22 protein-coding genes are annotated in these 22099 nt (G+C 60.0%); 15 read left to right on the plus strand and 7 right to left on the minus strand.

The genetic code is table 11. The features are described from left to right. Window positions 1–11: 11 nt before the first annotated feature. The 5 genes from PSH86_RS03890 to PSH86_RS03910 are packed head-to-tail and all read right to left on the minus strand — an operon-like array spanning window position 12 to window position 4655. Complete coding sequence (locus tag PSH86_RS03890; protein ID WP_163855409.1) at window positions 12–983, minus strand: ABC transporter ATP-binding protein; 972 nt, start codon at window positions 981–983, stop codon at window positions 12–14. After that, complete coding sequence (locus PSH86_RS03895) at window positions 980–1966, minus strand: ABC transporter ATP-binding protein (RefSeq protein WP_109753430.1); 987 nt, start codon at window positions 1964–1966, stop codon at window positions 980–982. The genes PSH86_RS03890 and PSH86_RS03895 overlap by 4 nt, the downstream gene beginning before the upstream one ends. Next, a complete protein-coding gene (locus PSH86_RS03900; protein ID WP_109753431.1) occupies window positions 1963–2820 on the minus strand; it encodes an ABC transporter permease in 858 nt (285 codons plus the stop codon). The genes PSH86_RS03895 and PSH86_RS03900 overlap by 4 nt, the downstream gene beginning before the upstream one ends. Beyond that, complete coding sequence (locus PSH86_RS03905; protein ID WP_163855402.1) at window positions 2817–3764, minus strand: ABC transporter permease; 948 nt, start codon at window positions 3762–3764, stop codon at window positions 2817–2819. Before PSH86_RS03905 ends, PSH86_RS03900 begins: the two co-directional genes overlap by 4 nt. A 3-nt stretch (window positions 3765–3767) precedes the next feature. Beyond that, the gene (locus tag PSH86_RS03910) at window positions 3768–4655 is read right to left on the minus strand and encodes a proline iminopeptidase-family hydrolase (RefSeq protein ID WP_163855400.1); all 888 of its coding nucleotides are present in this window, start codon (window positions 4653–4655) and stop codon (window positions 3768–3770) included. Between the two features lie 164 nt (window positions 4656–4819). Between PSH86_RS03910 and PSH86_RS03915 the strand changes: the two genes are divergently transcribed. From PSH86_RS03915 to PSH86_RS03935, 5 genes are all read left to right on the plus strand, one after another. After that, window positions 4820–5581 (plus strand): LuxR family transcriptional regulator, encoded by a 762-nt coding sequence (locus PSH86_RS03915; protein WP_116834124.1) that lies wholly within the window; start codon window positions 4820–4822, stop codon window positions 5579–5581. Between the two features lie 90 nt (window positions 5582–5671). After that, window positions 5672–6571: a proline iminopeptidase-family hydrolase gene (locus PSH86_RS03920; protein ID WP_305487991.1), complete on the plus strand. Its 900-nt coding sequence runs from the start codon at window positions 5672–5674 to the stop codon at window positions 6569–6571. 466 nt (window positions 6572–7037) lie between these two features. Further along, window positions 7038–8519, plus strand: coding sequence for a leucine-rich repeat domain-containing protein (locus PSH86_RS03925; protein ID WP_305487994.1), 1482 nt, complete (start codon window positions 7038–7040; stop codon window positions 8517–8519). Window positions 8520–8619: 100 nt separating this feature from the next. Beyond that, window positions 8620–9453 (plus strand): oxidoreductase, encoded by an 834-nt coding sequence (locus PSH86_RS03930; protein ID WP_163855383.1) that lies wholly within the window; start codon window positions 8620–8622, stop codon window positions 9451–9453. A gap of 22 nt (window positions 9454–9475) precedes the next feature. Next, on the plus strand, window positions 9476–10411 hold the full coding sequence (locus PSH86_RS03935) for an AraC family transcriptional regulator (RefSeq protein ID WP_116834127.1): 936 nt from the start codon (window positions 9476–9478) through the stop codon (window positions 10409–10411). Between the two features lie 33 nt (window positions 10412–10444). On the opposite strand, the gene PSH86_RS03940 is transcribed toward PSH86_RS03935, so the two are convergent. After that, window positions 10445–11473 carry a GlxA family transcriptional regulator gene (locus tag PSH86_RS03940; RefSeq protein ID WP_305487997.1) on the minus strand — a complete coding sequence of 343 codons (1029 nt, stop codon included), beginning with the start codon at window positions 11471–11473 and terminating at the stop codon, window positions 10445–10447. Between the two features lie 158 nt (window positions 11474–11631). Between PSH86_RS03940 and PSH86_RS03945 the strand changes: the two genes are divergently transcribed. The 6 genes from PSH86_RS03945 to PSH86_RS03970 all read left to right on the plus strand — a co-directional run bounded on the left by PSH86_RS03945 (window position 11632) and on the right by PSH86_RS03970 (window position 16560). After that, window positions 11632–12501 (plus strand): ABC transporter substrate-binding protein, encoded by an 870-nt coding sequence (locus tag PSH86_RS03945; protein ID WP_109753440.1) that lies wholly within the window; start codon window positions 11632–11634, stop codon window positions 12499–12501. 78 nt (window positions 12502–12579) lie between these two features. Then, window positions 12580–13368: an amino acid ABC transporter ATP-binding protein gene (locus tag PSH86_RS03950; protein ID WP_109753441.1), complete on the plus strand. Its 789-nt coding sequence runs from the start codon at window positions 12580–12582 to the stop codon at window positions 13366–13368. Beyond that, window positions 13368–14024, plus strand: coding sequence for an amino acid ABC transporter permease (locus PSH86_RS03955; protein WP_109753442.1), 657 nt, complete (start codon window positions 13368–13370; stop codon window positions 14022–14024). The genes PSH86_RS03950 and PSH86_RS03955 overlap by 1 nt, the downstream gene beginning before the upstream one ends. Then, on the plus strand, window positions 14021–14704 hold the full coding sequence (locus PSH86_RS03960; RefSeq protein ID WP_109753443.1) for an amino acid ABC transporter permease: 684 nt from the start codon (window positions 14021–14023) through the stop codon (window positions 14702–14704). The genes PSH86_RS03955 and PSH86_RS03960 overlap by 4 nt, the downstream gene beginning before the upstream one ends. Before the next feature lie 4 nt (window positions 14705–14708). After that, window positions 14709–16136 carry an amidase gene (locus PSH86_RS03965; RefSeq protein WP_163855377.1) on the plus strand — a complete coding sequence of 476 codons (1428 nt, stop codon included), beginning with the start codon at window positions 14709–14711 and terminating at the stop codon, window positions 16134–16136. A gap of 55 nt (window positions 16137–16191) precedes the next feature. Beyond that, window positions 16192–16560: a RidA family protein gene (locus PSH86_RS03970; RefSeq protein WP_212801853.1), complete on the plus strand. Its 369-nt coding sequence runs from the start codon at window positions 16192–16194 to the stop codon at window positions 16558–16560. A 30-nt stretch (window positions 16561–16590) separates the two neighbouring features. Here the strand turns inward: PSH86_RS03970 and PSH86_RS03975 are convergent, their stop codons facing one another. Further along, complete coding sequence (locus PSH86_RS03975; protein WP_116834134.1) at window positions 16591–17100, minus strand: Lrp/AsnC family transcriptional regulator; 510 nt, start codon at window positions 17098–17100, stop codon at window positions 16591–16593. Between the two features lie 201 nt (window positions 17101–17301). Between PSH86_RS03975 and PSH86_RS03980 the strand changes: the two genes are divergently transcribed. The 4 genes from PSH86_RS03980 to mdeB all read left to right on the plus strand — a co-directional run bounded on the left by PSH86_RS03980 (window position 17302) and on the right by mdeB (window position 22091). Beyond that, complete coding sequence (locus PSH86_RS03980) at window positions 17302–18318, plus strand: 1-aminocyclopropane-1-carboxylate deaminase (protein ID WP_109753447.1); 1017 nt, start codon at window positions 17302–17304, stop codon at window positions 18316–18318. A 129-nt stretch (window positions 18319–18447) separates the two neighbouring features. Further along, entirely contained in the window at window positions 18448–18912 is a 465-nt protein-coding gene (locus PSH86_RS03985) for a transketolase (RefSeq protein ID WP_109753448.1), read from the plus strand. 60 nt (window positions 18913–18972) lie between these two features. After that, window positions 18973–19395, plus strand: a complete 423-nt coding sequence (locus PSH86_RS03990) for a hypothetical protein (protein ID WP_116834136.1) — start codon at window positions 18973–18975, stop codon at window positions 19393–19395. After that, window positions 19392–22091, plus strand: a complete 2700-nt coding sequence (mdeB, locus tag PSH86_RS03995) for an alpha-ketoglutarate dehydrogenase (RefSeq protein WP_305488012.1) — start codon at window positions 19392–19394, stop codon at window positions 22089–22091. Before PSH86_RS03990 ends, mdeB begins: the two co-directional genes overlap by 4 nt. The last annotated feature ends 8 nt before the right edge of the window (window positions 22092–22099 follow it).

Here is a 22099-nt window from a genome sequence, read left to right on the forward strand (position 1 = left end):
TGAATGTTTTTTTAGAGCAATGGCTCTCCGAGCACACAGCTATAGCGATGCCCACTGATGTCATGGATGGGGGGCGGCGCTTTTGCGCAGATGGGTTGTGCATACCGGCATCGCGGGTGAAAAGCGCAGCCGGATGGAAGGTTCAGGGGGCTGGGTGGTTCGCCAGGCAGGGGTTCGCTCAGCAACGATCGAGTCGGGTCGATGTGTGGAATGGACTGGATCAGCGCGACGGTATAGGGATGCCGCGGGCTACTGAAGACGGCCTCCGTGGGGCCTTGCTCGACGATCTCGCCGAGGTACATCACGGCGACCCGATCACATAGCCGCCGAACGATCGCCAGGTCATGGGCAATGAACACAATCGCCAGGTTCATGCGCTGCCGCAGCTCCAGCAGCAGGTTGATGATCTGTCCCTGGATGGAAACGTCCAGCGCGGCCACGCATTCATCGGCGATGATCAACCGTGGCTCGATGGCCAGTGCCCGAGCGATCCCCACACGTTGACATTGACCGCCACTCAACGAACCCGGTTTGCGGTTGGCCAGCTCCGGCCGCAGGCCGACCAGGGTCAGCAATTCATCGACCCGATGGCGAATCAGCGAGGCAGGGATCGCACATCGCACTCGCAACACTTCAGCCAGGGTGTCGCCAATGCTCAATCGCGGATTGAGGGCGGTATAAGGATCCTGGAAAATCATCGCGGTTTCGTGACGCAGTCGCTCGATGTCGATTCGCTTGCCTTGAACCATATCCACGCCATCGAACAGGATTTGTCCGGCGCTGGCCTCAGTGAGGCGCAAGATGGCTCGACCCAGGGTGCTCTTGCCGCTGCCCGACTCACCCACCAGCCCAAGCACTTCCCCGGTGGCCAGACTCAGCGATACGCCGTTGACGGCGTTCACCCATTGCCTGTTGATCCCGAACGGACCACTGCCAGGGGCGGCGAAGCGCACCCGTAGATCCTTGACTTGCAACAGGGTCATGACGAGGCTCCCACGGGTAGCGGGTAATGGCAGGCGACTCGGTGTGCCTCGGCTGTGACTTGCATCTGTGGCAACAGCCGCGTGCACTGGCTGCCCTGCTGAAGGCAGCGTGGATTGAAGCGGCAACCGGTGGGCAGCGCATCCAGCAGAGGAGGCTGGCCGGCGATGGTTTTGAGCATGGCATGGCCGCTGCTGGTAGCCGGTTGGCAGTCGATCAGGGCCGCCGTATAGGGATGTCGTGGGTGAGCCAGCAGATCAAGCTTGTTGCCGTGCTCGCAGAGCCGCCCGGCGTACATTACCGCGATGGAGTCACAGGTCTGGGCGACGACCCCCAGGTCGTGGGTGATCATGATGATTGACAGGCCACGTTGGTCGCGCAAATCCAGGAGCAGGCGCAGGATCTGTGCCTGTACCGTGACATCCAGGGCGGTGGTCGGTTCGTCGGCGATCAGCACCTGGGGGTTGCAACCTAATGCCACGGCGATCATGGCGCGTTGACGCATGCCACCGGAAAACTCATGGGGATAACTGTCGACCCGCCGTAGCGGATCGGGAATGCCCACCTGGCGTAACACATCAATGGCCTTCGCCCGTGCTTCGCGTTTGGACGCCCCCTGATGCAGGCGTATGCCCTCGCCGATTTGTTCGCCGATGCGCATCAACGGGTCAAGATGACTGCCGGGATTCTGAAAGATCATCCCCAGCCGTCGACCTCGTATGCCTCGCATGCCGGCTTCATCCAGCGACAGCAGGTCCTCACCGGCAAGGCGCACGGCCTTGCCCTGGACCCGGAGGTTTGAAGAGGGTAGCAAGCGCATCAAGGCCCGGCAGGCCATCGTCTTGCCTGAACCGCTTTCACCCACCAGACCGAGGATTTCGCCTTCGGCCAGGTCAAATGACACACGATCCACCAGCGTGACTTCGCCCTCACCGTGGCCGGCGATCACGCTGAGGTCCTCGACGTGCAACACCGGTGTGCTCATGGGCGCTCTCCGAGGTGCTCGGCGACACCGTCGGCCAGCAGACTGAAGCCCATGGCCAGGGTGACGATCGCCAGTCCCGGGAAGGTGCTGATCCACCAGGCATTGGTGATGAAACTCTGGCCCTCGGCGACCATCGTGCCCCACTCGGCGGTGGGTGGCTGAACCCCCAGGCCGAGGTAGCTGACCGCCGCCCCATTGAGCAGTACCAGCACCGCGTCGGACATGGAGAACACGATCGAACCGAACATGGCATTGGGCAACAGGTGCCGAAACAGAATGCGTCCATGACCGAAGCCCAGGCTTTTCGCCGCCAAGGCGAAATCGCTTTCCTTGAGCACCAGAATCTGCGAACGGATCAGCCGTGCATAGGACACCCATCCCACCAAAGCCATCGCAATATAAAAGCTGCTCAGGCCGGGGCCGAGGATGGCCATGATTGCCAACATCAGCACCAAGAAGGGGAAGGCCAGGATAATATCGATCAGGCGCATGCAGATCGTGTCGAATCGGCCACCGATATAGCCGGCCAAGGCGCCGATGCAAGTACCGATCAAGAACGGGAAAATCACCCCGATCACGGAAATCTGCAAGTCGATGCGCGCGCCCCAGATCACTCGGGAAAGAACGTCGCGGCCGAAATTATCCGTGCCGAACGGATGGGCCAGGCTCGGCCCCAGCAGGCGGATATCGGTGTTCTGGGCAATCGGATCGAAGGGCGCGACCCAGGGTGCGAAGAGTGCGAGCAACAGCCAGGCAAACAGAATCGCCAGGCCCAGCGCGGTGGCCGGGCGACCGTTGCGCAAGCCGAAACGCAGCGCAAGACGCCAGGTGGGACTGATGATCTGGCCACTCATCGCATGTTCACTCGCGGATCAATCATCACGGTCAGCACATCGGCGAGGAAATTGACCGTGACGGTGGCAAGGGCCAGCACCATGGCCACGCCTTGGACCACCATGTAGTCACGGGTAAAGATGCCGCGCACCAGCAATTGGCCGATGCCGGGAATGGCAAACAGACTTTCGATGACCACCGTGCCGCTGATCAACCAGCCGATGTTCACCGCCAGCAGGTTGACCGCCGGCACCAGGGAGTTGGGCAGTACATGCCGATGAAATATCGCCCGCTCGGACAAGCCCCGGGCCCGTGCGGCGGTGGCATGATCGGCTTGTAGCTCCATGAGCATGCTGGCGCGCAGATTGCGCACCAGAACGGCGGAGAGTGCCAAGGCAATGGTCAGGCACGGCAAAACCATGTGATGCAGTTTGTCCCACCCTGTACGTCCATAGCCTGAGACCGGGAACAGCCCCAACTGCACGCTGAGCAGCAGGATCAACATGATGCCTAGCCAAAAAGCCGGCATGCCGAGCCCTGCCGTGGTGAACAGGCGAATCAGGTGATCCGGCCAGCCGCCCTTGTTGCGCGCCGCCACCGTTGCCAGCGGCACGGCAATCAGCAGCGCCAGCAGTACGCTGCCGAGCACCAGGAACAGGGTTGGCTCAATGCGGGTACTGATCAACGTCAAGGCATCGACTTTGTAGAGCAGCGATTGGCCGAGATCGCCTTTGAGCAGGTTCTTGAGAAAGTAGAAGTACTGCATCCACAGCGGCTGGTCGAGACCGTACTGGGCTCGAATCCTGATCAGCGCCTCCGGCGTGCTGCGCGAGCCCAGCAGTGCCCGGGCGGGATCCCCGGGGATTGAGCGTACGAGCACAAAGGTGATCATGCTGATGCCAAACAGCACCGGCAATAGCTGTAGCGGGCGCGACAGTATGAAACGGTAGCGCGCCAGGTTCATGGGCTAGTTCCGATGACGGTGCAGAAAATCCAGCAGGACTGGGAAATAGGCTTGGGGCTCTTCGTAGAACGGCATGTGGCTGCTGTTGGGGAACACATTCAGTTGTACATCCTTGAGCGCCATTTTCATTCGCATTGCGCAGGCTGGCGTCAGTTCATCATGTTGACCGGTGGTGATCAGCACAGGCATTTCGAAGCCGGTCATCTGTTCGATGCGATTCCAGTCCTTGAGATTGCCGGTATAGAGAAATTCGTTGGGGCCCTGCATGGTCATGTAGGGCCCCATGTTCCAGTCGCCCAGGGAGCGTGTCACCGGTGCTGGCCACTCGTCCAGACGGCAGACATGACGATAGTTGAGCAGGGTGATGGCCGCCTGGTATTGCGGATGATCCAGGGTGCCCAAGGCTTCATGGCGCTGCATCATCGCGACGGTCTCACTGCCCAGGGCCGCCCGCAGACGCTCGAGCTCCAGGGACAGGTGAGGGATATCGCCGGCGGTATTTTCCAGGATCAGGGTTTTCAGTGATTGGGGGTGATGAATGGCGTACTCGATCGCCAGCCAGCCACCCCAGGAGTGCCCTAGCAGGTGCACTTTGCCCAGGTCGAGGGCCTGGCGGACGGTCTCTACCTCCGCCACATAACGAGTGATGTCCCACAGGGATTCGTCAGTCGGCCTGGCCGAGGCACCGGTACCCAACTGATCGAAAGCGATGACCCGCAAGCCCTTTTCCTTGAGCCAGCCGTGGCTGTCACGCAGATAATCGCAAGGCAATCCCGGGCCGCCATTGAGGCACAACAGCACCTCGTCGCCGTCGCCAAAGCCATAGGCCACCAGATGATGACCGTCGACTTCCAGGTCGTATCGCTGGTCCGGCTCGATCTCACGCCACATCATTGCTCTCCTGCTCAGGTGCCGCTCTTTGGCTAAACCTTACCGAGGAAGCTATGCGCCCATAAGCTAGCAATTCTTATAGGTTTGATCTGGCATTCCCTCGCTCAGGCGTGGCATTCTACTTGCACGATTTCAGGATTGAAATTAATAAGGGAGCTGAATGGATGCAGGCCAAGCTGTCTGACTTCAATACCCGTCTTTTGTCTGGCAGGAGCCTGGACGAGCAGATGGATAACGCCCTGGGAATGGTCCAGGCGTTAGGCTTTGACGCATTGGTGTACGACTACAGTCCGGTGCCGCTGGATCATGATGGGGCACTGATTACCCCGACTGTGCTGAAGTTGCGCAATACTCCCCGTGATTGGCACTCGCTCTGGTGTGAAGAAGGTTATTACCAGATCGACCCCGTCCAGCATCTGGCAATCAATGCCATTTCTCCTTTTGTCTGGTCCTATCGACCGGAGGCCGACACGGTGCTACAGCCGTTCATCGGCCAGAGTCATGCACCGGTCGTGAGCTATCTGCAGGATTCGCGCATGACCTGTGGCGTGACGGTGCCGATGCATTTGCCCAAAGGCGGCTTTGCGACATTGACCGGGCTGCGCGCCGATACGAAGGGGAGCACCCTGCAGGATGTCCGGCAAACGCTGGGCGACTTCAGCCTGATTTCCCATGCCCTGCAAGAGGCGGCTTTTCCGCTGCTCGTCAAGGAAGCCCGCACATGCCCGGTTCGCCTGACCAAACGCGAGCGTGAGTGCTTGAGATTAGCCGCTGAAGGGTTGACGGCGGCGGACATCGCCAGGCAACTGAATCGCTCCTTGGCCACCATCACCCTCCACCTGACTTCTGCAATGCACAAGCTCGGCGCCAGGAATCGGGTCCAGGCCGTGGTCAGGGCAGTGCATTATCGGTTGCTCGATAGCTGAAGTCGGGCAAAAACCTATCTGTTTCTCTAGTTATTCCGCTGGCCAGTCCCCGGTATCGTGTGCCGCAGGATTTCTAGGGGGCGGCACGAAATGGATCTTCCCGTAACACACGAAGGCTTTGCGCCTTTCGGTCCGTATCAGACCTGGTATCGCATCACTGGCGATTTCAGCAGTGGCCGTACGCCGCTGCTGATCCTGCATGGCGGCCCAGGCTGTACACACGATTATGTCGATGCTTTCAAGGATATTGCCAACAGTGGCTATCCGGTGATTCATTACGACCAACTGGGTAATGGGCGTTCCACCCATCTTCCGGAAAAAGACCCCTCGTTCTGGAACGTGGCGCTCTTTCTCGATGAGTTGGGGAACCTGCTGGATCATCTGGGCATTCGCGACAATTACGCACTTTTGGGGCAATCCTGGGGCGGTATGTTGGCCAGCGAACATGCGGTGCTCCAGCCTGCGGGCTTGCGCGCGTTGATCATCGCCAACTCCCCGGCGGACATGTCCACCTGGCTCCTTGAAGTCAATCGCTTGCGCCAGCTTCTACCCATTGAGGTGCAGCAGACACTGCTCAAGCACGAGCGGGCTGGAACCTTGACGTCTACCGAGTACTTTGAGGCCGCTCGGGTTTTCTACGACCGTCATGTCTGCCGTGTCACGCCCTGGCCCGACGAAGTCGCCCGTACCTTTGCCCAGATCGATGCCGATCCTACCGTTTATCACGCCATGAATGGCCCCACCGAGTTCCATGTGATCGGCAGCATGAAGGACTGGTCCATCACCGATCGCTTGCCTCGCGTCAGGGTGCCGACCCTGTTGATTTCAGGCCGATACGATGAAGCGACGCCGTTGGTGGTCAAACCCTATGTGGATCATGTGCCCGACATTCGCTGGGCGTTGTTCGAACACTCCAGCCATATGCCCCATATCGAGGAGCGGATGGCTTGCATGGGAACTGTGGTGAGTTTCCTGGATGAGTGTTTGTAGGCGTCTACGCAATCCGAGCCGTCGTTTTTGTTGTGTTTTTTGACGCGTCCTGTGAGACGCGTCTCTTTTTTCAGTGGAAAATTCCGCTCTCTTGAGCCGAAAGCGATATGCAGGGTTTGGTGTGCGCGCATTGCTGTGCATGCCTGCTGTCATTTCTGTATCGAGGGATCGAACATGTCCGTATTTGCCTTAGGGACGAGGCTAGTTGTTGCGTCGCTGCGTCAACCCCCGGTGACACTCATGTAGGACCGTTGGCTTTTCTGCGGCTGCGTTCCCTACATTTGATGAGCCGATATCAACGGGTTCGAACCAGCCGCCCATTCGGCACATCGTCATGACCAGAGAAGCGCCCTCGCTACGGAAGATGAAGACGGCTTGGCGCGACTCAACCTTGGCAGGCTCTTCAGCAGGACCCTTTTTTATGTTTCCCTAACAGTCATATTCTCTTTTTGCAGATTCCTAGACCGTGCAGACCCCCAACCGCAACGCTCTAATCACCCAACTCACCACCAACCCCGATGACATCGCCGCACGCGCTTCGCTCTATCGCGACCTGCTCGATACCGGGGAGGCGTCACTGGATGGTTTACGCGTCGCGGCGGGCCTGTGCGATCCGGCCGCAAACGTGGTGATGGCTCAACTGAACACCACGGCCCATACAAATCGCCCCGGGCCAATGCTCTCGCAACTGCGTGGCCTGCCGGTAGACCATCTGGAGTTGAACAACGCCGAGCCGCAGTGGTGTGACGCCCTGGCCGGGCTGCCCTTGCGCACATTGGTGCTCAACAGCCCGAGGTTTATCTGCGGACCGCAGATGTGGCAATGTTTGCCCGCCAATGCCCTCGAAACCTTGGAAGTCAGCAACTTTTCCCGCGACGACAACGCCCACTGCCTCCCGTCGCCCACACGCTTGCGCCGGTTGAAGTTGCAAACCTACGGTGAAGACTTCGACGACAGTTTTCTCCGTCAACTGAGCGACAGCCCGTTGCAGGAATTGTCGTTGAACCGTTGCGATGAGATGACCGACGACGGCCTTCGCGCACTGTCACGCCTCAAGCTGCGATCACTGACGTTGCAACGGGTGAGTGAATTGACGTCCCGTGGCATGGCGCACCTGGCAAGTCATCCCCTCGAACAGTTGTCCCTCAGTGGCAGCGGCGCGATCCTCGACGATCCGTCCTGGCTTCGCGACCTGACGGGGTTGCGCTCGTTAAGTCTGGATGACTGTTACGCAAGCGAGAGCGTGTTGCAGGCGATCCGGGAGCTGCCTCTTGAAAGGCTTTCGCTCCAATCTGCGTTCATCTGCGAAGACGATCTGGAAATACTGGAAGGCATGCCGCTTGCGGACCTGGACCTCAAGTGCCTACGACAGGTGATCGAGCGGCTCGACGTGCTGCACGGGTTTCCACTGAAGCGGCTGGGACTTTCCGATGTGCAAGGTGTCTGTGCAGATACGTTGAGTGACCTGCGCGGTCTGGAGTTGGAGTCCTTGGACCTGTCCTTGAACGACCTCACCTGGAAGGAACTGAAACAACTGGCCGGGCTACCGCTGAAGCGGCTCAATCTGAGTTTTTGCCGAGGCGTCGACGGCAAGGTTTTGCGCAAGCTCGCCGAGTTGGGATTGCCGTTGGAGCAACTTGAAATAAATGGTCTGGACCTGCGCGATGCCGACCTCGCTTGCTTGCGGGATCTGCCGTTGCAGCGCCTGGGCCTGTATGACAGCCCATGGCTCACAGACGCCGGCGTGGCCCACCTCGTGCGTATGCCGTTGCGAGACCTGACGCTCGGCGCTGATCCAGGGGCGTCGCAAATCACCTCGGCCGTGGTGCCGGTGCTGGAGCAATTGCCGTTGCGCACGTTGTGGTTGCCTAACTGCGCCGGAATCGATGCAGGCGGTTGGGATCGTTTGGCCAGGTTGCCAGCTCAAGTAACGGGGCCCGGTATCTGACGCGCTGATAGGAATAGGCAATGTTCCAAGGCGAACCGGCATAGGTGAGCCCGTTTTCGATAGCTACCATGGCCTTGTACCTACTGATGGGAACCTCGCCATGCACAGCAGAAAAACCTTATTCATCACGGGCGTGAGCAGTGGCTTGGGCAACGCCCTGGCGCAAGAAGCACTCGCAGCGGGCCACCGTGTCATCGGTACCGTGCGCAGTGAGGCGGCGTTGCAAGCCTTCGAAGGGCTCGCCACGGAGCGTGCCCGTGGGGTGATCCTGGATGTCACCGAGTTCGACCGGATCGACAGCGTCGTGGCGGCGACAGAAGCCACTCACGGTCCGGTCGATGTGCTGGTCAACAATGCCGGCTACGGTCATGAGGGGATCTTCGAAGAGTCGCCGCTGGAGGAGATGCGTCGTCAGTTCGACGTCAACGTATTTGGCGCCGTGGCGGTGACCAAGGCCTTCGTGCCGTACTTTCGCAAACGCCGTGCCGGTCATATCCTCAATATCACCTCCATGGGCGGCACCATCACCATGCCAGGTATCTCCTACTACTGCGCGAGCAAGTTTGCCCTCGAAGGCCTCTCCGATACCCTGAGCAAGGAGTTGCTACCGTTCAATATCTTCGTGACCGCAGTAGCGCCTGGCTCGTTTCGCACTGACTGGGCGGGTCGTTCAATGCAGCGCACGCCGCGCAGCATTGCCGACTACGACGCCAGTTTCGACCCGGTGCGTAAAGCGCGGGAAGAGAAAAGCGGCAAGCAACTGGGCGACCCACGCAAGGCTGCACAAGCGATGTTGCAGGTCATCGCCAGCCCGAGGCCTCCCGCGCACTTGCTGCTGGGCAGTGATGCACTGAACCTGGTACGCGACAAACTCAGTCGTTCCGCCAGTGAAATCGATCAATGGGAAGCGCTGAGCCGTTCGACTGACGGTTGAACGGCCAGCAAAAGGGGCATCAATGACTCAGGCCTCAAACACCTCGCCCATGGTGCAGTTGATGGAGCAGCTCGCGCCGGTGGAGGGCTACAACCTCAGCGCGCTGGACGACATTCGCTTTCTGCGTTCGAACCGGCCACTGACGCGCACGCCGGTCTTGTACGACCCGGGCATCGTCATCCTCTGCCAGGGACGCAAGCGCGGTTATCTGGGGGATGACGTCTACGTGTATGACGCCCAGCACTACCTGGTGGTGTCCGTCCCCGTGCCCTTCACCATGGAGACTGACGCCACCGAGGTTGAGCCCATGCTGGCGATCTACATGCGACTCGACTTTCAATTAGCCAGCGAGTTGATACTGCAAGTCGATAAGGTGCTGGGCCCAAGTGATGCCCTGCCCAAGGGCATGTATGCCTCACCCATGGACGATTTGCTGCGCGCCTCGACCCTGCGTTTTCTTGAGACCATGAGTCGCCCGGGCGAAGCGCAAATACTGGGACCGTCGCTGATACGAGAAATCTACTACCGCATCCTCACCGGCGAGCAGGGCGGCTCACTGCGTGCCGCACTCAATCGCCAGGGGCACTTCGGCAAGATCACCCGGGCGATACGCAAAATCCACAGCTGTTACCACGAGCATCTGGACGTCGAAACGCTGGCCCACGAAGCCAACATGAGCATCCCCAACTTTCACCGGCACTTTCGCGGCGTGACCGACTCTTCGCCCATGCAGTACTTGAAATCGACGCGCCTGCACCAGGCACGCCTGCTGATGCTGCGCAACGTCATGAGCGCTTCGGCGGCGGCGTTCAGCGTGGGTTACGAAAGCGCCTCGCAATTCAGTCGCGAATTCAAACGCTTCTTTGGCCGCACGCCTCAGGCCGAGATTGAATGGATGAAGGCGACCTATGCGTTGCCGGCGCCCGCCACGCCGTCGGTCTATGTTTCGTCGCATTAGCGATGTGGCGAAGTGTTGGAACCCTGTGCAGCGCTACTTCCCCTCTTGTTGCATCAAGGCTTTGCGTAGCTTCCCTGGCGACAGGCCAAACATGCTCTGAAAGTGTCGAATAAAATGCGGTGCATCCGCGAAGCCACATTCAAAGGCGATCTCGCCGATCTGGCGATCGGAACTCACGAGCAGCCACCTGCCGAACCTGAGTCGGACCTGGCGGTAGAACTGGGCCGGGCTGTTGTTGGTTTCAGCGACGAACAGGCGTTCCAATTGCCGCTTGCTGGTGCCGACCAGATGCGCAATGGCCTCGATATCCAGGGGTTGGGCCATGTGTTTTTCCATCAACATCACGGCTTCGTGCAGCCGACGGTTGGAGGAGCTGGCGTAGCCGAGCGCCTTGCGTCGGTCGACGAAACTGTTGGACGTGTTCTTCGCTACCGTCATCTGATGCACGACTTTGCCCGCACGATCCGGTCCGCAATGCATGCCGATCAGGTGAAGGGCCAATTCGATCACTGACACGCCGCCCGCGCAGGTGATCCGGTCCTGGTCGATCAGAAAGTCTCTGTTGATGACAAAGCGCAACGACGGAAACAGCCGCTTCCAGTCGTCGCCATGGTAGGCGTGGACACACGCCGTTCGCCCCGCCATCAGGCCATGTCGCGCGAGCACGAAGCTGCCGGTGCACAGGCCGATCAACGGCACCTGTGCCGCCGCGGCCTGGTGGAGGAACGCGGGATAGGTTTTCGGCACCGCCTCGATGGAATCGAGCAATCCACCAATCACCACGATGTAGTTGAAACGCGTCGGATCAGCGAGTTCGCTGTCGATCGGCACGTCCAGTCCGCTACTGGAAATGACCCTTTGCCCGGGCGTGCCGAGTACTTTCCATTGGCAGCGAATGGGGCGGCTTTGATCGCCCGTATCGGCGGCGTGCCGCAACGCATCGGTCAGGCCTGAGAGTGAGAGCAAGGGGAAGCGGGGCCATAACATGATGCCAATAGACAGCTCGGCGGTGCCGCGGCGGATGGGTGGGTGACGCGCCTGCCCATGATCGAGCCCGTCCACGAGGCTTTCCTGGGGCGTCCCGTTCTCTACATCGCCAGAATGTCGCAAATATTCAATCATTCGTGCAAAGCATCCAACAAGTTATAGCGCCGGTCCCACTACGATGGGGCCATGCGAAACGTTCTGCTGCCACAATAAAAACTATCGAGGAGCATCCGATGAAGACGTCCAAGGTTCAGCGTTTTTCCGGTATTTGTGCCGGTTTTCTGGTGTGCGTTCTGGCTGCGGCACCGGTGTTCGCATTGGAGACAGTAGAGCCGGGAAGCCTGACCATCGCCTTCAGTGGTGATATGCCAGGAACAGGGTATCAAGATAGTCGGATGGTCGGCTATGACGGTGAAATCCTTCAACAAATTTCCGAAAAGCTGGGGCTCAAGGTCAAGCCGGCATTGATGGAGTGGTCAGGGACGATTGCGTCGGTGCAGTCCAAGCGGGTGGATGTCATGGCAGGCACCATGGGCTGGACCGAGCAACGCTCGAAAATCATGGCCTTGAGCGATCCTATCCACTACTTCAAGAACGGCATCACCCAGACAGACAAGACCAATTGGAACAGCCTCAAGGATTTGCAAGGCAAGAAAGTCGGCACCATCACCGGCTTTTCGTTCATCCCTGAGATGCGCAAGATCGAGGGCCTGCAAGTCGCCCTGTACGACACGTCCGATGCGGCCGTTCGCGATCTGCTCGCCGGACGTATCGATGCGGTGATCGGCGATCCACCGGTCATGCAATACGCCATTTCCCGCAATGAGCAATGGCACCTGCATTTCAACGCCTTCATCGACAACGATCCGAATTTCCCGCTGCTGACGGGCTTGGGTCAGGTGGTGTTCGGCTTCAACAAGGCCAGCCCGGAACTGGTGACGGCGGTCAACGCACAGATCCAGACGCTCTGGAAAAACTGTGAGATGCGCAAGATCGGCGCTCGCTACGGCCTGACCCAGGATGTCTGGTTCATGCCCGAAGGCAAGGACCTGCGGCTCGGCGTCGATCGCCCTGCAGGCTGGACGTTACCTGGCTGCAAATAAGTGTGTGAGGCGATGGGGAGGACTCCGGCGGATGCACCGATTCATCGCCACGCCTACAACAAAAAGAGGTTAGCCGAAATGTCGAACCCGTCTGACACCGCGTTGCTACGCGTGCACGAATTACACAAGAACTACGGCGATCTGGAAGTGCTCAAGGGCATCAGCCTGGAGTTGAAGCCCGGTGAAACCTTGTCGCTGATCGGCCCGAGCGGATCTGGAAAGTCCACCTGCCTGCGCTGCATCAATTACCTGGAAAAACCTACCAGTGGCGAGATCTGGCTGGGGGACGAGTTGATCGGGCAGGTCAAGGACGGCAGGCGTTTGCGTCTGATGAGTGACCGGGAGATGGCCCCGCAGCGCCGTGAGATCGCCATGGTGTTCCAGTTGTTCTACCTCTGGCCGCACTTGAGCGTGCGCGATAACGTCGCGCTCGGTCCTATCAAGGCCCAAGGCATGCCGCGCAAGCAGGCGTATGAGTTGGCCGACGCGATGTTGGAAAAAGTCCATCTGCGGCACAAGGCCGAGTCTTATCCCGAGCAATTGTCGGGTGGTCAGCAACAGCGGGTCGCCATCGCCCGGGCTTTGGCTCAGCAACCGAAAGTGATTCTGTTCGACGAACCAACCTCGGCGCTGGATCCCGAGTTGGTGGGTGAAGTGTTGGCAGTGATTCGCGAGCTGGCGGAAGAGGGCCGCAGCATGATCATGGTCACCCACGAGGTGCGGTTTGCCCGCGATGTGGCGGATCGGGTGATCTTCATGGACGGCGGGCGCATTGTCGAACAGGGGCCGTCGGCGCAAGTCATCGACAGCCCTCGTCACGAACGTACCCGCAGCTTTCTTGGGCGCATGGCTGTGGAGAGCGCTTGATGGCGAATCTGGAGGCTTTTCTCGGGCTGTTGCCCTTGCTGTTGAAAGGCGCAGTGAGTGCGCTGGAAATTGCCCTCTGCACCTTGGCGCTGGCCAGCGTCGGAGGCCTGGTGCTGGCGGTTTTACTGACGTTCAGCCGATCGCGACTGGTACATGGCGCCATTGCCTGTTTCATCGAGTGGATGCGCAATGTGCCCGCGCTGGCACACCTGTTTCTGATCTACTTTGGGCTGTCCTACCTGGGCATCAATTTGCCCGCGTGGCTGGCGGCCATCGTCGGTTTGAGCCTGGTAGGCAGCGCAGTGCTGGCCGACACTTTCCGCGCCGGCTTGCAATCGCTGCATGTCGGCCAGCATGAAGCCGGGCAGGCCATCGGCCTGAACCGTATGCAGATTCTGCGCTACATCCTCTTGCCCCAGGCCCTGCGTGTTGCGTTGCCGGCTTATGCCAACTATGTCACGCAACTGATCAAGGATACGTCCATCGCCTCGGCCATTGCCGTGCCGGAAATCATGTTCCTTGCCCGCAATCTGGTGACCTCCACGTTCCAGACCTCGCTGATTTATCTGGCGGTGATGTGCATCTATGCAGCGATGATCCTGCCAATCGGCGCGGGATTCATCCGACTTGAACGTCATCTGGGGGCGGCGCGATGATCGGTTTTTTCCAGCAATACCCGGAGTACTGGAGCGACTGGGTCGCTCGCCTGCTGCTCGGCGCACGGGTCAGCGCCGAGTTGTCCCTGACAGGCTTCGCCCTGGCGGCGCTGTTGGGCGCGTTACTGGCCTGGGCGATGAAGAGTCCCAGCGCATTGCTCAAGCGCCTGGCCGTGTTTTTCATCCAGGGGATGCGTGCGGTGCCGCTTCTGGCGTTGCTGCTGGCGCTGTACTTCACCTTGCCCAGCTTCGGGCTGACGTTGTCCGGTTACTGGGCCGGAGCCATCGGTTTGGGGCTACAGGGCAGCGCCTACGTCGCGGAAATCCTGCGGGGTGGACTGGACTCCTTGCACCGAGGCCAACGTGAGGCGGCCATCGCCACCGGCCTGACGCCATTGCAAGCCTTCACCGCAGTGATCTTTCCGCAAGCCATTCGCGGCATGTTGCCGCCGTTGCTCAATGCCTACGTGTCGATTCTGAAGGACAGCTCCCTGTGCGCCCTGATCGCCACCGATGAGTTGATGCTGGCGGCCAGGGCCATCGCCTCCGAGTCCTTTTTGCCGATGCATATTTTCCTGCTGGTGGGGCTGTTCTATTTCGTCATCGCTTTCCCTCTTTCTCTGTTGTCGCGAGCGCTGGAAGTACGATTTTCTCGCGGACGCAAAACCATTCGAGGTTGAACACATGAGCATCATGGATCGAACCGCTTCCCACAGCATTGGCCAATTGGGGCAAGCACTGGAGTCCGGAACACTCACGAGCGAGTCCCTGGTCTGCGCGCAACTGGAGCGGATCGAGTGCTTCAACGGGCAACTCAATGCTTATGTCGAGGCCTACCCTCAACGCGCGCTCGGTGCCGCCATCGCTGCCGATCGGCAGCGAGCCGCAGGTGTCAACCTGGGTCCGTTGCATGGCATTCCGATCGCGATCAAGGATCTGTTCGAAATCGACGGCAAGGCCATAACCGGTGGTTCGCTGGCGCAGACGCCGCGTATCTCGCGGCTTACCGCCACGGCGGTCCAGCGCCTGGAGCGCGCCGGTGCGATCATTATGGGCAAGACCCACACCGTCGAATTCGCTTTCGGCGGGTGGGGCACGAATGCAGTGATGGGCACGCCGTGGAACCCATGGGACCGCGAAGTGCATCGTGCTCCAGGTGGTTCCAGCAGTGGTTCAGCGGTGGCCGTGGCTGGAGGGTTGGCAAGCGCGGCATTGGGCACCGACACCGGTGGCTCGGTGCGGATTCCTGCGGGCATGTGTGGTCTGGTTGGGTTGAAAACCACGCGTGGGTTGGTCAGCCGCCACGGTTTGATCGAATTGTGCCCATCGCTGGATTCGGTGGGGCCGATTACGCACACCGTCGAAGACGCTGCGTGGATGCTTGATGCGCTGCTGGGGCCGGACCCGCTGGACCCGGTCTCGGCCAGATCGCCAGTCTTCAGCGCCGCGGCAGGCTTGAGTCTTCCGGTGGCCGGTCTGCGCATCTGGGTGCTGCCACAGGCCGAACGCGTACACATCGCGCCTGGCGTATTGGCCGCCTATGACCGGGGGCTGGAGCAATTGGCCGCACTGGGCATGCACCTGGTCGAACAGCCGCTACCGACTTCGCTGGAGCAATGCATGCGCGTCGCCGGTGGCCTTATGAGCGCCGAAGGCTACGCCAGCCTTGGCAGTTTGTTCGAGCGCGATGATCTGCGCTTCGATCCTCACGTGCAGCGTCGGGTGCTGAGCGGACGCGCCGTCGACGCGGCGGCCTATATCAATTTGCACAACCAGCGACGTGTTGCTCGCCGAGCCATGGACGAGGCCATGTCCAATGTCGATGCCTGTGCGTTTCCGACCAACGCCATTGGCAGTGTGCCGTTGAGTCAGGTCGATGAGTACGGGACACCGTTGGCCCTGCTCGGCCGTTTCGCCAACCTGCTCAATCTCTGTTCAGTGGCGCTGCCGGTGGGCTTCGACGAGCAACACATGCCGGTCTCGATGCAGATCGTCGGTCGCGCTTTCGCCGAACCATTGGTCCTGCGGATCGCCCACGCCTATCAGCAAGTCAGTGATTGGCACCAACAGCGGCCTGTGGGTTGGGACCTGCCGGACAGGGTGGTGGCGTAATCCGGTTGAGCGGCAGCACAGTCCCTTAACTTTCTCATTTCATGGATTAAACCCGATGGCAACGATTCAACGTTTTCAGAGCAGCGCGCGGATGTCCGGCGTGGTCAGTCACGGCGATCTGCTTTACCTCTCCGGCCAGGTGCCCACTGACCTACAGTCTGGCATTGAAGAGCAGACGCAGCAGGTGCTGGCCAAGATCGAAGCCTTGTTGGCGTTGGCGGGCAGTGACAAGGGGCAGCTTTTGAGCGCACAGATCTGGCTCAAAGACATTGACCGTGATTTCGCTCCGATGAATTCGGTGTGGGACGCCTGGCTGCCAACCGACAGCGCTCCGGCACGGGCCACTGTTCAGGCACGTCTGGCGCGGCCTGAGGTGCTGGTCGAGATCATGGTTATAGCAGTGAAACCTGCTTCTGGTGTTTGAGAGGACAGGGCCGACTCTTTCTGTCAGGCCTCAAAGGGGGATTTGGGTGGTCGACAAGACCTGGCGCAACCCCATGAACGAGCGAATCTGGCGAACCCCGGGCAGGTAAAGCAATTGCTCCGCGTGGAGCCGGTTGAAGCTGTTGCTGTCCTTGGTTCGTATCAACATGAAGTAGTCGAATTCCCCTGTCACCACATGGCATTCCATGCAGCCGGACACCTTTTGCGCCGCGGCTTCGAAGGCTGCGAAGGATTCCGGCGTCGAGCGGTCCAGCACCACGCCGATCAACACCACCATTCCTGCATCGAGCGCCTGATTGTCCAGCAACGCGACAATGTCCTTGATCAGGCCTGCCTGCTTGAGGCGTTCGACGCGTCGCAGGCAGGCCGGCGCGCTCAGTTTCACCTTCTCGGCGAGCGCCACATTGGAGATAGAGGCGTCTCGCTGCAGGGTCTTGAGAATGGCGCGGTCGGTCCGGTCCAGCGGGTGCGGCTCTGCGCCTGGAGTGCCGGATTTCCTGTGGCTGTTTATTGCGTTCATGTTGATTTCTGCACAATAAAAATATGTTCAAATTATTAATCGATGATTTATGTTTCTTTAATTGACTGAAACTTGCAACACATATTTTTGACTTTGTTCTTAATATTGAACTCATCGAAGCCCCTCTGAAAGAACCTGGAACGCAGCTTTTTTTTGCCTTTCGGTCTGGCGCTTGGATATCCATAAACAAGGAGCAGAGTCATGAACCTGAATCGTTTCAAACGTTATCCGCTGACCTTCGGTCCTTCTCCTATCACGCCCTTGAAACGTCTCAGCGAGCACCTGGGTGGCAAGGTCGAGTTGTATGCCAAACGTGAAGACTGCAACAGTGGCCTGGCCTTCGGCGGCAACAAGACGCGCAAGCTCGAATACCTGGTTCCCGAGGCTCTTGAACAGGGCTGCGACACCCTGGTGTCCATCGGTGGGATCCAGTCGAACCAGACCCGCCAGGTCGCCGCCGTCGCCGCACACCTGGGCATGAAGTGTGTGCTGGTCCAGGAAAACTGGGTGAACTACTCCGATGCGGTGTATGACCGCGTAGGCAATATCGAGATGTCTCGCATCATGGGCGCGGACGTACGACTGGACGCCGCCGGGTTCGACATCGGCATCCGACCCAGTTGGGAGAAGGCCATGAACGATGTGCTGGAGCGCGGTGGCAAGCCGTTCCCAATACCGGCGGGTTGTTCCGAACATCCCTACGGCGGCCTCGGGTTCGTCGGCTTTGCCGAGGAAGTACGGGAGCAGGAAAAACAACTGGGGTTCAAGTTCGACTACATCGTGGTCTGCTCCGTGACCGGCAGTACCCAGGCCGGCATGGTCGTCGGTTTCGCCGCGGACGGCCGTTCGAAGAACGTTATCGGCATTGATGCCTCGGCCAAGCCAGAGCAAACCAAGGCGCAGATCCTGCGCATCGCCCGGCACACCGCCGAGCTGGTGGAACTGGGTCGTGAGATCACCGAAGACGACGTGGTGCTCGATACACGCTTCGCTTACCCGGAATATGGTTTGCCCAACGAAGGTACGCTGGAAGCCATTCGTCTGTGCGGCAGCCTTGAAGGTGTGTTGACCGACCCCGTGTATGAAGGCAAATCCATGCACGGGATGATCGAAATGGTCCGCCGTGGCGAGTTCCCCGAAGGCTCGAAAGTACTTTACGCACACCTGGGCGGGGCACCTGCGCTGAACGCCTACAGTTTCCTGTTCCGCAATGGCTGATCAGCGCCAATAACCTGTAGCAGCGAGCTTGCTCATGAAGCGGTGGGGTAGTCGGCCATCGATGTTGAATGTCACGGCCCCATCGCCGCCCGGAGCAAGCGGCTCCTACCAAGCCGCCGGAGTACCGCCATGCATGCGATATCGCAATCCGCAGTCTGGATCAAGGAACCTTCGGCCGAAGCCGGAGTGGTCATCGTTACCAGCGCTGCGTTGCCCAAATACATGATCGACAAGCTGCACGTAGCGATAGATGACTGGGACCAGGTGGCTTATCTGGCCGTCCAGCAATCCGAGGCGTTGATGGTCGACTGGTTGCGCGGCGGGTCTGGCCCTGAGCAATCGGCTGGGGCGGACGCGTGTTATGCCAGCCAACTGTTGCGTGCTGTCTCCCACGGCAGTTTCTTACTGGATGTCGAAGTCGGCACGGTTCCCGGCTTGACCTGGCTGGGGTCCGTGCACGGTCACCCGTTGCGCGTCGTCGAACTGGGAGCGATAGCCACTTCCACTGCTGCGATGGATCAACAGGTAGAGCAAGTGCTTTCGGCGACCCGCAGTCTGGCGAAAAGTGTGCTGCAGGCGCACGGCGTCATTTAGCCGGTGTCCGCGCCGATTCGCCTGTTGAATCAACCGCTCCAGACAACAAAGGCGACGCCTATGCGCCAAGCTGCCGACTGTCGTACCAACGCCCCGAAGTGGATGCGCGAGCCTTCAAACTGCACACGTATCGTGGTCATCGCGTGCGGGCTTGATAGCGACCATATTGATTTGATCCATCAGGGTTTCAGCTGTTTTGACAATGTGGCACTGATTCATGTCGATGCTGCGGCCCCGGTACTTGGCCCGCTCGCTGAAGTGCGAGTGGCCAAGGGGGACTATTGTTTTGTCGTGCTCGGTGAACTGGATGAGCGTTTATTGCACGACCTTTCCATCAGTCCGCCCTGCATCTACCCGATTGCTTCGGACGGGGCGGCCGAACGTTCGGTCATTGCCGCGGTAGAACAGGTGAAAAGCCTCGCCCGAGTGAACCGTTCGCACCACCTTGAAGTGTTACCCGACACCTGCAGGAGTTGCTCATGAGTCGGTCCGATATCCAGACCCAATTGCCGGGCCAGATAGCTGAAGATGCACAGGAAATGGCCGAGTGGCAGGAGGCGTTGCTGTCCGTCATCGCCCACGACGGCACGGCCCGGGCAAAACAGATCCTCGACATGCTGGTGACCGTGGCCAGCACCTCCAGGATCGGTTGGCGGCCCAGCCATGGCACGCCTTATATCAATACGATCAGCGTCGAGCAGCAGCCGCTGTTTCCGGGCGACCTGGCGCTGGAAGAGCGACTGGCTTCGATCATGCGCTGGAACGCGCTGGTCATGGTCGCCAGGGCCAACCAGGCCTATGGGGAACTGGGTGGCCACATCGCCAGTTATGCCAGCGCTGCGGATTTGTTCGAGGTGGGCTTCAACCACTTCTTCAAGGCGCGCACCGACACCCGTGGCGCCGACCTGGTGTTCTATCAACCGCACTCGGCGCCGGGCGTCTATGCACGGGCCTTTCTGGAAGGGCGCCTCGAGGAACAGGACCTGCAACATTATCGGCAAGAGATCAGCGCACGTGCCAATGGCGCCCGGGGTCTGTCGAGCTACCCGCACCCGTGGTTGATGCCGGACTTCTGGCAGTTCCCGACCGGCTCGATGGGCATCGGTCCGATCAGCTCGATCTACCAGGCGCGGTTCATGCGTTACCTGCACCACCGTGGTTTGCAGGACACCACCGGGCGCACGGTTTGGGGGGTATTCGGCGACGGTGAAATGGATGAGCCGGAAAGCATGTCGGCACTGACCCTGGCGGCGCGTGAAGGGTTGGATAATCTGGTCTGGGTGGTCAACTGCAACCTCCAGCGCCTGGACGGTCCGGTGCGTGGCAACGGTCGCATCATCGATGAGCTGGAGGCGCTGTTCGGCGGGGCCGGCTGGAACGTCATCAAGCTGGTCTGGGGCTCCGACTGGGACGGATTGTTCGCCCGGGATAAAGACGGCGCGCTGGTCCGTGCATTGTCGGCCACGGTCGACGGCCAGTTCCAGACGTTCGCGGCCAAGGATGGGCGCTTCAACCGCGAGCATTTCTTCGGCCAGGACGAAGCCCTGGCGCATTTGGCCCAAGGCTTGACCGATGAACAGATCGATCGCCTCAAACGGGGTGGTCATGACCTGGTGAAAATCTTTGCCGCGTATCAAAGCGCAGTGCTCGAGGGCAAGAAACCTACGGTGATCCTGGCCCAGACCAAGAAGGGCTTCGGCATGGGCGACGCCGGGCAGGGCAAGATGACCGTGCACCAGCAGAAGAAACTCGACAAGGACGCCTTGATTGCTTTCCGTAACCGCTTCAATTTGCCGTTGACCGATGAGCAGGCCGCCTCGCTGAGCTTCTTCAAACCCAGCGACGACAGTGCCGAAATGCGTTACCTGCATGCACGTCGCCGGGCATTGGGCGGGTACATGCCGTCGCGGCCCACCACTTCGGCGTCGTTGGCTGTGCCTGACCTCAACAGCTACGCCGGGTTTGCCCTCACCGCCGAAGGCAAGGAAATGTCCACCACCATGGCCTTCGTGCGCATGCTCAGCGGTTTGCTGCGGGACAAGCAGCTGGGGCCGCGAATCGTACCGATCGTGGCGGATGAAGCGCGCACCTTCGGCATGGCCAGCCTGTTCAAGCAGATCGGCATCTACTCCAGCGTGGGGCAGCGTTATGAGCCGGAGGACATTGGTTCGATCCTGAGTTATCGAGAAGCCCTGGACGGGCAGATTCTCGAAGAGGGCATCAGCGAGGCCGGCGCCATCAGTTCCTGGGTGGCTGCCGCGACCAGCTACTCGGTGCATGGCCTGCCGATGTTGCCGTTCTACATCTACTACTCGATGTTCGGCTTCCAGCGCATCGGCGACCTGATCTGGGCCGCGGCCGATCAGCGTGCTCGCGGGTTCCTGCTCGGCGCCACGGCGGGGCGTACCACGCTGGGCGGCGAAGGTTTGCAACACCAGGACGGCAACAGCCATTTGATGGCGTCGATGGTGCCTAATTGCCGTGCTTACGACCCGGCGTTCGCCAGTGAGTTTGCGGTGATTCTGGATCACGGCATGCGCCAGATGCTGGAGCGCCAGGTCGACGAGTTTTACTACGTCACGTTGATGAACGAGAACTACCCGCAGCCGAGTCTTGCCGAAGGTGTCGAGCAGGCGATCATCAAGGGCATGTACCGGTTCGCCCGGCATGAAGGCAAGGAGGCACTCGGCAGCATCCGGCTGTTGGGCTCCGGCGCGATCCTGCTCGAGGTGATCGCGGCGGCCGAGTTGTTGGCCCGCGATTGGAACATCGGCAGCGAAGTCTGGAGCGTCACCAGCTTCACCGAACTGGCTCGTGATGCACGGGAAGTGGAGCGCTGGAATCGCCTGCACCCCGGAGAACCTGCGAAATGCAGTCATGTGCAAGAATGCCTCGACGACTCGGCGCCGATCATTGCCTGTACCGATTACGTGCGTGCCTTGCCCCAGTTGATCGCCAGTTACCTCGACGCCCGTTACACCGTGCTCGGCACCGACGGGTTTGGCCGCAGCGATACCCGCAACCAGCTGCGCAGGTTCTTCGAAGTGGACCGCCACCAGATTGTCTTGAGTGCGCTGACCTCACTGGTGCATGAGGGGCGCCTGGACGCCAGTGTCTGTGCCGAGGCGATTGCGCGTTACGCCATTGACGTTGACGCAGTAGTCCCTTGGGACGCTTGAAACCGGCT

The sequence above is a fragment of the Pseudomonas sp. FP2300 genome (assembly GCF_030687595.1).
Lineage (GTDB): Bacteria > Pseudomonadota > Gammaproteobacteria > Pseudomonadales > Pseudomonadaceae > Aquipseudomonas > Aquipseudomonas bijieensis.